The following is a 17,777-nucleotide window of genomic DNA, read 5'->3' as shown; positions in this document are numbered from 1 at the left end:
AGAAAGTTAATAATGAGTTAGTCCCGTATTAATTGCTATTTTGCGTGTAATCAAATACCTGCTTTTATTTACATTTAATCGAGTATATATGTATTTTAAGGAATTTAATTTTTTTTCATTTTTATTTTTTTAGTTTTGCACAAAATATTGTTAATAAAATTCCTTCATTTTGTATTGTGCTTTTTGTACGAAAAAAAATGTTGTTTTATTTTATTATTTCGCCCCAATTTATTATTTGAAATACCTACTGTAAATTATGTACAAAACTACTTTAAAGATAGTGACTTTAAGGAAAATAATATTTTTTCTTATCTGTCTTCTGGTTTCTATAAATTCATATTCGCAATATACTACCCATAATATTGCTCCAGCTCCTTGGGATTATTTTACTAACGCAAATGAGCTTGTAGTTTCAACTGAAGCTACTAGTAATGTAACTATTACTGTAAAGAAAAGTGATGGAACTTTAGTGGCAACTTTGAGTGCTACTAAAGGGACTCCTGCTGTATACCGTTTTTCCGGGGATCCTATTAGTAAAAATTATCTAGCTTTAAATACTGTTTTAAGTAATGCTGGATTAATAATAACAAGTACATCTCCTACACTTGTAAACTTACGAAATATAGCATCCGATAATATTAATAGTAATGTAGCTGATCAACATATAAAAGGAAATGCTTCTTTAACTAGTTATGGTAACCCTGGTGTTGGTATAAATTTTAGAGTTGGATATTATAGAAACGGAACCTTAGGTCCATTTCAATGGGAAACGAGTATACAAAATCAATTGCCTATATACAGTGTTATGGCTATTGTAAACAACACAGTTGTAAAGTTAAATGGTACTACTTTAACCACTTTGCATGCGGGTCAAAGTTATTTGTTTAAAGCAGCAATTGGGTCTTTGGTTGAAACATCTGCAGGTGTCGTTATGAATACGGGGGCTATACTTGATAATCCGGATACATGTGGTGATGGTACATTATGTCAAATTCCTCCAGTAAGTGTTTTAGGTAAGGAATATTTCCTTGTAAGAACCCAAGGTTCTAATACAACTACTGGCAATCCAGTTACATCAGAACAATCTACAGTAGTAGCAACAGAGGCGAATACAATTCTTACAATAAATACATTCTCTTTAACTGGAACTTTGGTTAATACGATTAACAAAACTCTTGTTAATGCTGGGGATTTTTATACTTTTTATAATGGTGATGGAACTACTCCTTATACAGCTAATCGTATTGTTAGTGATAAAAAAGTAGCTATATATACTGGATCGGCTCAGTCATGCGAGGTTGATATTAGTGCTATTTCTCCAACATCTGCCTGTGGAGGTTCTTATTTTGTTGAAACATCTAAGTTTAAAAAATATGATAATTCCGATTTGCCTTATTTCGGATATATTTTAATTCAAAGTGCTACTGCTTCAGTGAAATTAAATGGTAGTAATATTGAAACAGCTGCTGTTGGTGCTAGAAGACAATTAGGTACTACTGGTTGGTATCTTATTGATTTTACTAGTACTGAAATTGGTAAGCCTAATGTTATAAGTATTTCATCAACTAGTAGAATTGTTGTTTCGCTAATTCAGCAAGGTGGTGGATTTTCAATGTCTGCATTCTTTTCAAACTTTGTGGAACAACCTAATACGCCAACGGTAACATACAAAACAAAAAATGGTTGTTCAAATGGTGAAGCACTCTTAACTGCTGATACTGGTTTTGCACCATATCAATGGTATTTGAATGGGGTAGCTATATCTGGAGCAACATCAAATACATATACAGCATCACAAATTGGAGCTTATACAGTTGCCGCAACTTTGTCTTGTGGAGAAATTGTTCAATCTCCTCCTGTTAATGTTGACTTATGTACTACTGATATTGCTGTTACAAAAGTAGCAAGTAATGAGACTCCGTATAAAGGAGGTACTATCACTTTTACAATAACTGCACAAAATTTAAGTACAGTTAATAATGCTTCAAATGTAGTTGTTAGTGATGTTATCCCATCTGGTTATACGCTAATTAGTGCAACTCCTTCAGCTGGGACTATTTCGTCGTCATCTACTTGGACTATAGGAACTTTAAATAAAAATAAAACGGAAACGTTAACAATAGTTGCCACTGTTAACCTTACAGGGAATTATGCTAACACAGCAACAATTACGACTGACAATATAGATCCGAATCCATATAATAATACTTCTACATCTACACCTGTACCGATAAACACTCCAATTGAGGCGATTAATGATGCAGGAACAACTGTAAACGGATTTGTAGGTGGGACTTCATTAACAAATGTGCTTTCTAACGATACCTTAAACGGAGCATTAGTTGATCCAACTAAAGTGAATACGACTTTCGTATCTTCAACTAACGCAGGAATCACCTTATCAGGAACAAATGTATTGGTAGTAGCAGGAACGCCAGCAGGAAACTACAGTTTAGTTTACAAAATTTGTGAGATATTGAATCCAACGAATTGTGACCCAGCTACAGTAACTGTACCTGTTTCTGCAGCTGTGATTGACGCGATTAATGATACAGGAAGTTCAGTAAACGGATTTGTAGGTGGAACTTCATTCACTAATGTCTTGTCCAATGACACTTTAAATGGAGTAGCGGTTGTTGGTTCTAAAGTGAATACGACTTTCGTATCTTCAACTAACGCAGGAATCACCTTATCAGGGACAAATGTATTGGTAGCAGCTGGAACGCCAGCAGGAAACTACAGTTTAGTTTACCAAATCTGTGAGAAATTAAACCCAACGAATTGTGACCCAGCTACAGTAACTGTACCTGTTTCTGCAGCTGTGATTGACGCGATTAATGATACAGGAAGTTCAGTAAACGGATTTGTAGGTGGAACTTCATTCACTAATGTCTTGTCCAATGACACTTTAAATGGAGTAGCGGTTGTTGGTTCTAAAGTGAATACGACTTTCGTATCTTCAACTAACGCAGGAATCACCTTATCAGGAACAAATGTATTGGTAGTAGCAGGAACGCCAGCAGGAAACTACAGTTTAGTTTACAAAATTTGTGAGATATTGAATCCAACGAATTGTGACCCAGCTACAGTAACTGTACCTGTTTCTGCAGCTGTGATTGATGCGATTAATGATACAGGAAGTTCAGTAAACGGATTTGTAGGTGGAACTTCATTCACTAATGTCTTGTCCAATGACACTTTAAATGGAGTAGCGGTTGTTGGTTCTAAAGTGAATACGACTTTCGTATCTTCAACTAACGCAGGAATCACCTTATCAGGGACAAATGTATTGGTAGCAGCTGGAACGCCAGCAGGAAACTACAGTTTAGTTTACAAAATTTGTGAGAAATTAAACCCAACGAATTGTGATCAAGCTACAGTAACGGTAACAGTAACTAAAGCAGTTATCGATGCAATTGATGATGCAGGAGCAAACATAAACGGATTTGTAGGCGGAACATCATTAACAAATGTACTTTCTAACGATACCTTAAACGGATCTTTGGTTGACCCAACTAAAGTGACTACAACATTTGTATCAGCAACCAATACAGGAATCACCTTATCAGGAACTAATGTAGTTGTAGCAGCAGGAACACCAGCAGGAAACTACAGTTTAGTTTACCAAATCTGTGAGAAATTAAACCCAACGAATTGTGATCAAGCTACAGTAACGGTAACAGTAACTAAAGCAGTTATCGATGCAATTGATGATGCAGGAGCAAACATAAACGGATTTGTAGGAGGAACATCATTAACAAATGTACTTTCTAACGATACCTTAAACGGATCTTTGGTTGACCCAACTAAAGTGACTACAACATTTGTATCAGCAACCAATACAGGAATTACCTTATCAGGAACTAATGTAGTTGTAGCAGCAGGAACACCAGCAGGAAACTACAGTTTAGTTTACCAAATCTGTGAGAAATTAAACCCAACGAATTGTGATCAAGCTACAGTAACGGTAACAGTAACTAAAGCAGTTATCGATGCAATTGATGATGCAGGAGCAAACATAAACGGATTTGTAGGTGGAACATCATTAACAAATGTACTTTCTAACGATACCTTAAACGGATCTTTGGTTGACCCAACTAAAGTGACTACAACATTTGTATCAGCAACTAACGCAGGAATCACCTTATCAGGAACAAATGTATTGGTAGCAGCAGGAACACCAGCAGGAAACTACAGTTTAGTTTACCAAATCTGTGAGAAATTAAATCCAACGAATTGTGATCAAGCTACAGTAACGGTAACAGTAACTAAAGCAGTTATCGATGCAATTGATGATGCAGGAACAAACATAAACGGATTTGTAGGCGGAACATCATTAACAAATGTACTTTCTAACGATACCTTAAACGGATCTTTGGTTGACCCAACTAAAGTGACTACAACATTTGTATCAGCAACTAACGCAGGAATCACCTTATCAGGAACAAATGTATTGGTAGCAGCAGGAACACCAGCAGGAAACTACAGTTTAGTTTACCAAATCTGTGAGAAATTAAATCCAACGAATTGTGATCAAGCTACAGTAACGGTAACAGTAACTAAAGCAGTTATCGATGCAATTGATGATGCAGGAGCAAACATAAACGGATTTGTAGGCGGAACATCATTAACAAATGTACTTTCTAACGATACCTTAAACGGATCTTTGGTTGATCCAACTAAAGTGACTACAACATTTGTATCAGCAACCAATACAGGAATTACCTTATCAGGAACTAATGTAGTTGTAGCAGCAGGAACACCAGCAGGAAACTACAGTTTAGTTTACCAAATCTGTGAGAAATTAAACCCAACGAATTGTGATCAAGCTACAGTAACGGTAACAGTAACTAAAGCAGTTATCGATGCAATTGATGATGCAGGAGCAAACATAAACGGATTTGTAGGCGGAACATCATTAACAAATGTACTTTCTAACGATACCTTAAACGGATCTTTGGTTGACCCAACTAAAGTGACTACAACATTTGTATCAGCAACCAATACAGGAATCACCTTATCAGGAACTAATGTAGTTGTAGCAGCAGGAACACCAGCAGGAAACTACAGTTTAGTTTACCAAATCTGTGAGAAATTAAACCCAACGAATTGTGATCAAGCTACAGTAACGGTAACAGTAACTAAAGCAGTTATCGATGCAATTGATGATGCAGGAGCAAACATAAACGGATTTGTAGGAGGAACATCATTAACAAATGTACTTTCTAACGATACCTTAAACGGATCTTTGGTTGACCCAACTAAAGTGACTACAACATTTGTATCAGCAACCAATACAGGAATTACCTTATCAGGAACTAATGTAGTTGTAGCAGCAGGAACACCAGCAGGAAACTACAGTTTAGTTTACCAAATCTGTGAGAAATTAAACCCAACGAATTGTGATCAAGCTACAGTAACGGTAACAGTAACTAAAGCAGTTATCGATGCAATTGATGATGCAGGAGCAAACATAAACGGATTTGTAGGTGGAACATCATTAACAAATGTACTTTCTAACGATACCTTAAACGGATCTTTGGTTGACCCAACTAAAGTGACTACAACATTTGTATCAGCAACTAACGCAGGAATCACCTTATCAGGAACAAATGTATTGGTAGCAGCAGGAACACCAGCAGGAAACTACAGTTTAGTTTACCAAATCTGTGAGAAATTAAATCCAACGAATTGTGATCAAGCTACAGTAACGGTAACAGTAACTAAAGCAGTTATCGATGCAATTGATGATGCAGGAACAAACATAAACGGATTTGTAGGCGGAACATCATTAACAAATGTACTTTCTAACGATACCTTAAACGGATCTTTGGTTGATCCAACTAAAGTGACTACAACATTTGTATCAGCAACCAATACAGGAATCACCTTATCAGGAACTAATGTAGTTGTAGCAGCAGGAACACCAGCAGGGAACTACAGTTTAGTTTACCAAATCTGTGAAAAACTAAACCCAAGCAATTGTGATACCGCTACGGTAACAGTAACCGTTGGAAAAGCGATAATCGATGCAATTGACGATGTGGTTGCCAGTCCAATCAATGGAAAAGACGGAGGAGACGCAGGGATCAATGTATTGACTAATGACACCTTAAATGGAGTAAAAGTAGTTCCATCAGATGTAGTAATAACATCGACAGCGACTACGGCCTTAAGCGTAAACACCGACGGAAGCGTAAGTGTTGCTGCAGGAACACCAGCAGGAGAGTACACGATACAATACACGATTTGTGAAAAACTAAACCCAAGCAATTGTGATACCGCTACGGTAACAGTAACCGTTGGAAAAGCGATAATCGATGCAATTGACGATGTGGTTGCCGGTCCAATCAATGGAAAAGACGGAGGAGACGCAGGGATCAATGTATTGACTAATGACACCTTAAATGGAGTAAAAGTAGTTCCATCAGATGTAGTAATAACATCGACAGCGACTACGGCCTTAAGCGTAAACACCGACGGAAGCGTAAGTGTTGCTGCAGGAACACCAGCAGGAGAGTACACGATACAATACACGATTTGTGAAAAACTAAACCCAAGCAATTGTGATACCGCTACGGTAACAGTAACCGTTGGAAAAGCGATAATCGATGCAATTGACGATGTGGTTGCCGGTCCAATCAATGGAAAAGACGGAGGAGATGCAGGGATCAATGTATTGGATAATGACACCTTAAATGGAGTAAAAGTAGTTCCATCAGATGTAGTAATAACATCGACAGCGACTACGGCCTTAAGCGTAAACACCGACGGAAGCGTAAGTGTTGCTGCAGGAACACCAGCAGGAGAGTACACGATACAATACACGATTTGTGAAAAACTAAACCCAAGCAATTGTGATACCGCTACGGTAACAGTAACCGTTGGAAAAGCGATAATCGATGCAATTGACGATGTGGTTGCCGGTCCAATCAATGGAAAAGACGGAGGAGACGCAGGGATCAATGTATTGGATAATGACACCTTAAATGGAGTAAAAGTAGTTCCATCAGATGTAGTAATAACATCGACAGCGACTACGGCCTTAAGCGTAAACACCGACGGAAGCGTAAGTGTTGCTGCAGGAACACCAGCAGGAGAGTACACGATACAATACACGATTTGTGAAAAACTAAACCCAAGCAATTGTGATACCGCTACGGTAACAGTAACCGTTGGAAAAGCGATAATCGATGCAATTGACGATGTGGTTGCCGGTCCAATCAATGGAAAAGACGGAGGAGACGCAGGGATCAATGTATTGGATAATGACACCTTAAATGGAGTAAAAGTAGTTCCATCAGATGTAGTAATAACATCGACAGCGACTACGGCCTTAAGCGTAAACACCGACGGAAGCGTAAGTGTTGCTGCAGGAACACCAGCAGGAGAGTACACGATACAATACACGATTTGTGAAAAACTAAACCCAAGCAATTGTGATACCGCTACGGTAACAGTAACCGTTGGAAAAGCGATAATCGATGCAATTGACGATGTGGTTGCCGGTCCAATCAATGGAAAAGACGGAGGAGATGCAGGGATCAATGTATTGGATAATGACACCTTAAATGGAGTAAAAGTAGTTCCATCAGATGTAGTAATAACATCGACAGCGACTACGGCCTTAAGCGTAAACACCGACGGAAGCGTAAGTGTTGCTGCAGGAACACCAGCAGGAGAGTACACGATACAATACACGATTTGTGAAAAACTAAACCCAAGCAATTGTGATACCGCTACGGTAACAGTAACCGTTGGAAAAGCGATAATCGATGCAATTGACGATGTGGTTGCCGGTCCAATCAATGGAAAAGACGGAGGAGACGCAGGGATCAATGTATTGGATAATGACACCTTAAATGGAGTAAAAGTAGTTCCATCAGATGTAGTAATAACATCGACAGCGACTACGGCCTTAAGCGTAAACACCGACGGAAGCGTAAGTGTTGCTGCAGGAACACCAGCAGGAGAGTACACGATACAATACACGATTTGTGAAAAACTAAACCCAAGCAATTGTGATACCGCTACGGTAACAGTAACCGTTGGAAAAGCGATAATCGATGCAATTGACGATGTGGTTGCCAGTCCAATCAATGGAAAAGACGGAGGAGACGCAGGGATCAATGTATTGACTAATGACACCTTAAATGGAGTAAAAGTAGTTCCATCAGATGTAGTAATAACATCGACAGCGACTACGGCCTTAAGCGTAAACACCGACGGAAGCGTAAGTGTTGCTGCAGGAACACCAGCAGGAGAGTACACGATACAATACACGATTTGTGAAAAACTAAACCCAACGAATTGTGATCAAGCTACAGTAACGGTAACAGTAACTAAAGCAGTTATCGATGCAATTGACGATGTGGTTGCCGGTCCAATCAATGGAAAAGACGGAGGAGATGCAGGGATCAATGTATTGACTAATGACACCTTAAATGGAGTAAAAGTAGTTCCATCAGATGTAGTAATAACATCGACAGCGACTACGGCCTTAAGCGTAAACACCGACGGAAGCGTAAGTGTTGCTGCAGGAACACCAGCAGGAGAGTACACGATACAATACACGATTTGTGAAAAACTAAACCCAAGCAATTGTGATACCGCTACGGTAACAGTAACCGTTGGAAAAGCGATAATCGATGCAATTGACGATGTGGTTGCCGGTCCAATCAATGGAAAAGACGGAGGAGATGCAGGGATCAATGTATTGGATAATGACACCTTAAATGGAGTAAAAGTAGTTCCATCAGATGTAGTAATAACATCGACAGCGACTACGGCCTTAAGCGTAAACACCGACGGAAGCGTAAGTGTTGCTGCAGGAACACCAGCAGGAGAGTACACGATACAATACACGATTTGTGAAAAACTAAACCCAAGCAATTGTGATACCGCTACGGTAACAGTAACCGTTGGAAAAGCGATAATTGATGCAATTGACGATGTGGTTGCCGGTCCAATCAATGGAAAAGACGGAGGAGATGCAGGGATCAATGTATTGACTAATGACACCTTAAATGGAGTAAAAGTAGTTCCATCAGATGTAGTAATAACATCGACAGCGACTACGGCCTTAAGCGTAAACACCGACGGAAGCGTAAGTGTTGCTGCAGGAACACCAGCAGGAGAGTACACGATACAATACACGATTTGTGAAAAACTAAACCCAAGCAATTGTGATACCGCTACGGTAACAGTAACCGTTGGAAAGGCGATAATCGATGCAATTGACGATGTGGTTGCCGGTCCAATCAATGGAAAAGACGGAGGAGATGCAGGGATCAATGTATTGGATAATGACACCTTAAATGGAGTAAAAGTAGTTCCATCAGATGTAGTAATAACATCGACAGCGACTACGGCCTTAAGCGTAAACACCGACGGAAGTGTAAGTGTTGCTGCAGGAACACCAGCAGGAGAGTACACGATACAATACACGATTTGTGAAAAACTAAACCCAAGCAATTGTGATACCGCTACGGTAACAGTAACCGTTGGAAAAGCGATAATTGATGCAATTGACGATGTGGTTGCCGGTCCAATCAATGGAAAAGACGGAGGAGACGCAGGGATCAATGTATTGGATAATGACACCTTAAATGGAGTAAAAGTAGTTCCAGCAGATGTAGTAATAACATCGACAGCGACTACGGCCTTAAGCGTAAACACCGACGGAAGCGTAAGTGTTGCTGCAGGAACACCAGCAGGAGAGTACACGATACAATACACGATTTGTGAAAAACTAAACCCAAGCAATTGTGATACCGCTACGGTAACAGTAACCGTTGGAAAGGCGATAATCGATGCAATTGACGATGTGGTTGCCGGTCCAATCAATGGAAAAGACGGAGGAGACGCAGGGATCAATGTATTGGATAATGACACCTTAAATGGAGTAAAAGTAGTTCCATCAGATGTAGTAATAACATCGACAGCGACTACGGCCTTAAGCGTAAACACCGACGGAAGTGTAAGTGTTGCTGCAGGAACACCAGCAGGAGAGTACACGATACAATACACGATTTGTGAAAAACTAAACCCAAGCAATTGTGATACCGCTACGGTAACAGTAACCGTTGGAAAAGCGATAATTGATGCAATTGACGATGTGGTTGCCGGTCCAATCAATGGAAAAGACGGAGGAGACGCAGGGATCAATGTATTGGATAATGACACCTTAAATGGAGTAAAAGTAGTTCCATCAGATGTAGTAATAACATCGACAGCGACTACGGCCTTAAGCGTAAACACCGACGGAAGCGTAAGTGTTGCTGCAGGAACACCAGCAGGAGAGTACACGATACAATACACGATTTGTGAAAAACTAAACCCAAGCAATTGTGATACCGCTACGGTAACAGTAACCGTTGGAAAAGCGATAATCGATGCAATTGACGATGTGGTTGCCGGTCCAATCAATGGAAAAGACGGAGGAGACGCAGGGATCAATGTATTGGATAATGACACCTTAAATGGAGTAAAAGTAGTTCCATCAGATGTAGTAATAACATCGACAGCGACTACGGCCTTAAGCGTAAACACCGACGGAAGCGTAAGTGTTGCTGCAGGAACACCAGCAGGAGAGTACACGATACAATACACGATTTGTGAAAAACTAAACCCAAGCAATTGTGATACCGCTACGGTAACAGTAACCGTTGGAAAGGCGATAATCGATGCAATTGACGATGTGGTTGCCGGTCCAATCAATGGAAAAGACGGAGGAGACGCAGGGATCAATGTATTGGATAATGACACCTTAAATGGAGTAAAAGTAGTTCCATCAGATGTAGTAATAACATCGACAGCGACTACGGCCTTAAGCGTAAACACCGACGGAAGTGTAAGTGTTGCTGCAGGAACACCAGCAGGAGAGTACACGATACAATACACGATTTGTGAAAAACTAAACCCAAGCAATTGTGATACCGCTACGGTAACAGTAACCGTTGGAAAAGCGATAATCGATGCAATTGACGATGTGGTTGCCGGTCCAATCAATGGAAAAGACGGAGGAGATGCAGGGATCAATGTATTGGATAATGACACCTTAAATGGAGTAAAAGTAGTTCCATCAGATGTAGTAATAACATCGACAGCGACTACGGCCTTAAGCGTAAACACCGACGGAAGCGTAAGTGTTGCTGCAGGAACACCAGCAGGAGAGTACACGATACAATACACGATTTGTGAAAAACTAAACCCAAGCAATTGTGATACCGCTACGGTAACAGTAACCGTTGGAAAAGCGATAATCGATGCAATTGACGATGTGGTTGCCGGTCCAATCAATGGAAAAGACGGAGGAGACGCAGGGATCAATGTATTGACTAATGACACCTTAAATGGAGTAAAAGTAGTTCCATCAGATGTAGTAATAACATCGACAGCGACTACGGCCTTAAGCGTAAACACCGACGGAAGTGTAAGTGTTGCTGCAGGAACACCAGCAGGAGAGTACACGATACAATACACGATTTGTGAAAAACTAAACCCAAGCAATTGTGATACCGCTACGGTAACAGTAACCGTTGGAAAAGCGATAATCGATGCAATTGACGATGTGGTTGCCAGTCCAATCAATGGAAAAGACGGAGGAGACGCAGGGATCAATGTATTGGATAATGACACCTTAAATGGAGTAAAAGTAGTTCCATCAGATGTAGTAATAACATCGACAGCGACTACGGCCTTAAGCGTAAACACCGACGGAAGCGTAAGTGTTGCTGCAGGAACACCAGCAGGAGAGTACACGATACAATACACGATTTGTGAAAAACTAAACCCAAGCAATTGTGATACCGCTACGGTAACAGTAACCGTTGGAAAAGCGATAATCGATGCAATTGACGATGTGGTTGCCGGTCCAATCAATGGAAAAGACGGAGGAGACGCAGGGATCAATGTATTGACTAATGACACCTTAAATGGAGTAAAAGTAGTTCCATCAGATGTAGTAATAACATCGACAGCGACTACGGCCTTAAGCGTAAACACCGACGGAAGCGTAAGTGTTGCTGCAGGAACACCAGCAGGAGAGTACACGATACAATACACGATTTGTGAAAAACTAAACCCAAGCAATTGTGATACCGCTACGGTAACAGTAACCGTTGGAAAAGCGATAATCGATGCAATTGACGATGTGGTTGCCAGTCCAATCAATGGAAAAGACGGAGGAGATGCAGGGATCAATGTATTGGATAATGACACCTTAAATGGAGTAAAAGTAGTTCCATCAGATGTAGTAATAACATCGACAGCGACTACGGCCTTAAGCGTAAACACCGACGGAAGCGTAAGTGTTGCTACAGGAACACCAGCAGGAGAGTACACGATACAATACACGATTTGTGAAAAACTAAACCCAAGCAATTGTGATACCGCTACGGTAACGGTAACCGTTGGAAAAGCAGTAATCGATGCAATTGACGATGTGGTTGCCGGACCAATCAATGGAAAAGACGGAGGAGATGCAGGCATCAATGTATTGGATAATGACACCTTAAATGGAGTAAAAGTAGTTCCATCAGATGTAGTAATTACATCGACAGCGACTACGGCCTTAAGCGTAAACACCGACGGAAGCGTAAGTGTTGCTGCAGGAACGCCAGCAGGAGAGTACACGATACAATACACGATTTGTGAAAAACTAAACCCAAGCAATTGCGATACCGCTACGGTAACGGTAACCGTTGGAAAAGCAGTAATCGATGCAATTGACGATGTAGTTGCTGGACCAATCAATGGAAAAGACGGAGGAGATGCAGGCATCAATGTATTGGATAATGACACCTTAAATGGAGTAAAAGTAGTTCCAGCAGATGTAGTAATTACATCGACAGCGACTACGGCCTTAAGCGTAAACACCGACGGAAGCGTAAGTGTTGCTGCAGGAACACCAGCAGGAGAGTACACGATACAATACACGATTTGTGAAAAACTAAACCCAAGCAATTGTGATACCGCTACGGTAACAGTAACCGTTGGAAAAGCGATAATCGATGCAATTGACGATGTGGTTGCCGGACCAATCAATGGAAAAGACGGAGGAGACGCAGGGATCAATGTATTGGATAATGACACCTTAAATGGAGTAAAAGTAGTTCCATCAGATGTAGTAATAACATCGACAGCGACTACGGCCTTAAGCGTAAACACCGACGGAAGCGTAAGTGTTGCTGCAGGAACACCAGCAGGAGAGTACACGATACAATACACGATTTGTGAAAAACTAAACCCAAGCAATTGTGATACCGCTACGGTAACAGTAACCGTTGGAAAAGCGATAATCGATGCAATTGACGATGTGGTTGCCGGTCCAATCAATGGAAAAGACGGAGGAGATGCAGGGATCAATGTATTGACTAATGACACCTTAAATGGAGTAAAAGTAGTTCCATCAGATGTAGTAATAACATCGACAGCGACTACGGCCTTAAGCGTAAACACCGACGGAAGCGTAAGTGTTGCTGCAGGAACACCAGCAGGAGAGTACACGATACAATACACGATTTGTGAAAAACTAAACCCAAGCAATTGTGATACCGCTACGGTAACAGTAACCGTTGGAAAGGCGATAATCGATGCAATTGACGATGTGGTTGCCGGTCCAATCAATGGAAAAGACGGAGGAGACGCAGGGATCAATGTATTGACTAATGACACCTTAAATGGAGTAAAAGTAGTTCCATCAGATGTAGTAATAACATCGACAGCGACTACGGCCTTAAGCGTAAACACCGACGGAAGCGTAAGTGTTGCTGCAGGAACACCAGCAGGAGAGTACACGATACAATACACGATTTGTGAAAAACTAAACCCAAGCAATTGTGATACCGCTACGGTAACAGTAACCGTTGGAAAAGCGATAATCGATGCAATTGACGATGTGGTTGCCGGTCCAATCAATGGAAAAGACGGAGGAGATGCAGGGATCAATGTATTGACTAATGACACCTTAAATGGAGTAAAAGTAGTTCCATCAGATGTAGTAATAACATCGACAGCGACTACGGCCTTAAGCGTAAACACCGACGGAAGCGTAAGTGTTGCTGCAGGAACACCAGCAGGAGAGTACACGATACAATACACGATTTGTGAAAAACTAAACCCAAGCAATTGTGATACCGCTACGGTAACAGTAACCGTTGGAAAAGCGATAATCGATGCAATTGACGATGTGGTTGCCGGTCCAATCAATGGAAAAGACGGAGGAGATGCAGGGATCAATGTATTGGATAATGACACCTTAAATGGAGTAAAAGTAGTTCCAGCAGATGTAGTAATAACATCGACAGCGACTACGGCCTTAAGCGTAAACACCGACGGAAGCGTAAGTGTTGCTGCAGGAACACCAGCAGGAGAGTACACGATACAATACACGATTTGTGAAAAACTAAACCCAAGCAATTGTGATACCGCTACGGTAACAGTAACCGTTGGAAAAGCGATAATTGATGCAATTGACGATGTGGTTGCCGGTCCAATCAATGGAAAAGACGGAGGAGATGCAGGGATCAATGTATTGACTAATGACACCTTAAATGGAGTAAAAGTAGTTCCATCAGATGTAGTAATAACATCGACAGCGACTACGGCCTTAAGCGTAAACACCGACGGAAGCGTAAGTGTTGCTGCAGGAACACCAGCAGGAGAGTACACGATACAATACACGATTTGTGAAAAACTAAACCCAAGCAATTGTGATACCGCTACGGTAACAGTAACCGTTGGAAAAGCGATAATCGATGCAATTGACGATGTGGTTGCCGGTCCAATCAATGGAAAAGACGGAGGAGACGCAGGGATCAATGTATTGGATAATGACACCTTAAATGGAGTAAAAGTAGTTCCATCAGATGTAGTAATAACATCGACAGCGACTACGGCCTTAAGCGTAAACACCGACGGAAGCGTAAGTGTTGCTGCAGGAACACCAGCAGGAGAGTACACGATACAATACACGATTTGTGAAAAACTAAACCCAAGCAATTGTGATCAAGCTACAGTAACGGTAACCGTTGGAAAATCGATAATCGATGCAATTGACGATGTGGTTGCCGGTCCAATCAATGGAAAAGACGGAGGAGACGCAGGGATCAATGTATTGACTAATGACACCTTAAATGGAGTAAAAGTAGTTCCATCAGATGTAGTAATAACATCGACAGCGACTACGGCCTTAAGCGTAAACACCGACGGAAGCGTAAGTGTTGCTGCAGGAACACCAGCAGGAGAGTACACGATACAATACACGATTTGTGAAAAACTAAACCCAAGCAATTGTGATCAAGCTACAGTAACGGTAACCGTTGGAAAAGCGATAATCGATGCAATTGACGATGTGGTTGCCGGTCCAATCAATGGAAAAGACGGAGGAGATGCAGGGATCAATGTATTGGATAATGACACCTTAAATGGAGTAAAAGTAGTTCCAGCAGATGTAGTAATAACATCGACAGCGACTACGGCCTTAAGCGTAAACACCGACGGAAGCGTAAGTGTTGCTGCAGGAACACCAGCAGGAGAGTACACGATACAATACACGATTTGTGAAAAACTAAACCCAAGCAATTGTGATCAAGCTACAGTAACGGTAACAGTAACTAAAGCAGTTATCGATGCAATTGACGATGTGGTTGCCGGTCCAATCAATGGAAAAGACGGAGGAGATGCAGGGATCAATGTATTGGATAATGACACCTTAAATGGAGTAAAAGTAGTTCCAGCAGATGTAGTAATAACATCGACAGCGACTACGGCCTTAAGCGTAAACACCGACGGAAGCGTAAGTGTTGCTGCAGGAACACCAGCAGGAGAGTACACGATACAATACACGATTTGTGAAAAACTAAACCCAAGCAATTGTGATACCGCTACGGTAACAGTACATGTAGTTGCAGCACCAATCGATGCAGTATCAGATATTGGAGGTCCAATCAATGGAACAACGGGCGGAACAGTACCAAGTGTATTGACAAACGATACCTTAAACGGGGTACCAGTTAAACCATTAGATGTTGTATTGACAAGCACGCCAAACGGACCATTAACAGTAAATGCAGATGGAACGGTAAGTATTGCGCCAAATACACCAGCGAGAGACTATACAGTAACATATACTATCTGTGAGGTATTGAACCCAACGAATTGTGATACGGCTACGGTAACAGTACATGTAGTTGCAGCACCAATCGATGCAGTATCAGATATTGGAGGTCCAATCAATGGAGCAACGGGTGGAACAGTACCAAGTGTATTGACAAACGATACCTTAAACGGGGTACCAGTTAAACCATTAGATGTTGTATTGACAAGCACGCCAAACGGACCATTAACAGTAAATGCAGATGGAACGGTAAGTATTGCGCCAAATACACCAGCGAGAGACTATACAGTAACATATACTATCTGTGAGGTATTGAACCCAACGAATTGTGATACGGCTACGGTAACAGTACATGTAGTTGCAGCACCAATCGATGCAGTATCAGATATTGGAGGTCCAATCAGTGGAGCAACGGGTGGAACAGTACCAAGTGTATTGACAAACGATACCTTAAACGGGGTACCAGTTAAACCATCAGATGTTGTATTGACAAGCACACCAAACGGACCATTAACAGTAAATGCAGATGGAACAGTAAGTATTGCACCAAATACACCAGCGGGAGACTATACAGTAACATATACTATCTGTGAGGTATTGAACCCAACGAATTGTGATACGGCTACGGTAACAGTACATGTAGTTGCAGCACCAATCGATGCAGTAGCTGATGTTGCAGGCCCAATCAATGGAACAACAGGTGGAACAGTACCAAGTGTATTGACAAACGATACCTTAAACGGGGTATCAGTTAATCCATCAGATGTTGTATTGACAAGCACGCCAAACGGGCCATTAACAGTAAATGCAGATGGAACAGTAAGTGTGGCGATAAATACACCTGGAGGAACTTATACTGTAAATTATACAATCTGTGATGTATTAAATCCGTACAATTGTGATACGGCTACAGTAACAGTAACCGTGGCTGCAGGTCAAACGGAGTCACCAAGTATTTCAATTATAAAAACTGGAGTTTTCAACGATAGCAATAATGATGGGTTTGCTCAAGTAGGAGAGACAATATCTTATAGTTTCCTTATCACTAATACTGGAAATATGGCTCTTTCTAATGTCACTGTTACAGATAATCTGACAGGATTGATTTTAACAGGTAGTCCAATAGTTAGCTTAGGTGCTGGTGAAACCAATAACACAGCATATAGTGGTGTTTATCCTGTGACGTTAAGAGATATTCAACTTGGATTAGTTACAAACTATGCGAATGTAACAGGGTCAATTTTAAATGGAACTATTGTGAAAGACGATACACAAATTGAAACGAAACTTAATGAAGAACCAATTGTTTTACCAGCTTTAGAATGTGTTATAGAAGTGTTTAATGCAGTGTCTCCTAATGGCGATGGTAATAATGATTTCTTTAGAATTGATGGTCTAGAATGTTATCCTGAAAATAAGGTTGAGATCTATAACCGTTGGGGAGTTCTTGTATTTGAAAGAGTTGGTTACAATAACACTGATAAATCATTTAAAGGTTTCTCAGAAGGGCGTGTAACTATTAGCCAATCAGAAGGATTACCTACAGGTACTTATTATTATATTTTGAAATATAAAGATAACGATGCTATAGGTCATGAAAAAGCTGGATATTTGTATTTAAATAGATAAATCTATTCCCTAAGAAATTTAATTTCTC

General features: G+C 40.9%; 1 protein-coding gene. It reads left to right on the top strand.

Annotation, left to right across the window (positions count from 1 at the left end):
- The first annotated feature begins 256 nt into the window (after positions 1-256).
- Positions 257-17,749: a gliding motility-associated C-terminal domain-containing protein gene (locus AB3G36_RS02295; protein WP_367755591.1), complete on the top strand. Its 17,493-nt coding sequence runs from the start codon at positions 257-259 to the stop codon at positions 17,747-17,749.
- Positions 17,750-17,777 lie beyond the last annotated feature (28 nt).

Origin of the sequence: Flavobacterium sp. WC2430 (assembly GCF_040822075.1) — a bacterium.
Lineage (GTDB): Bacteria > Bacteroidota > Bacteroidia > Flavobacteriales > Flavobacteriaceae > Flavobacterium.
Note: the sequence above shows the minus strand (reverse complement) of the source record. Positions and strands in the feature narration are given on the sequence as shown.

Coding starts and splice junctions, on each gene's coding strand:
- AB3G36_RS02295 (WP_367755591.1), top strand. CDS start 257: ATGTACAAAACTACTTTAAAGATAGTGACTTTAAGGAAAATAATATTT.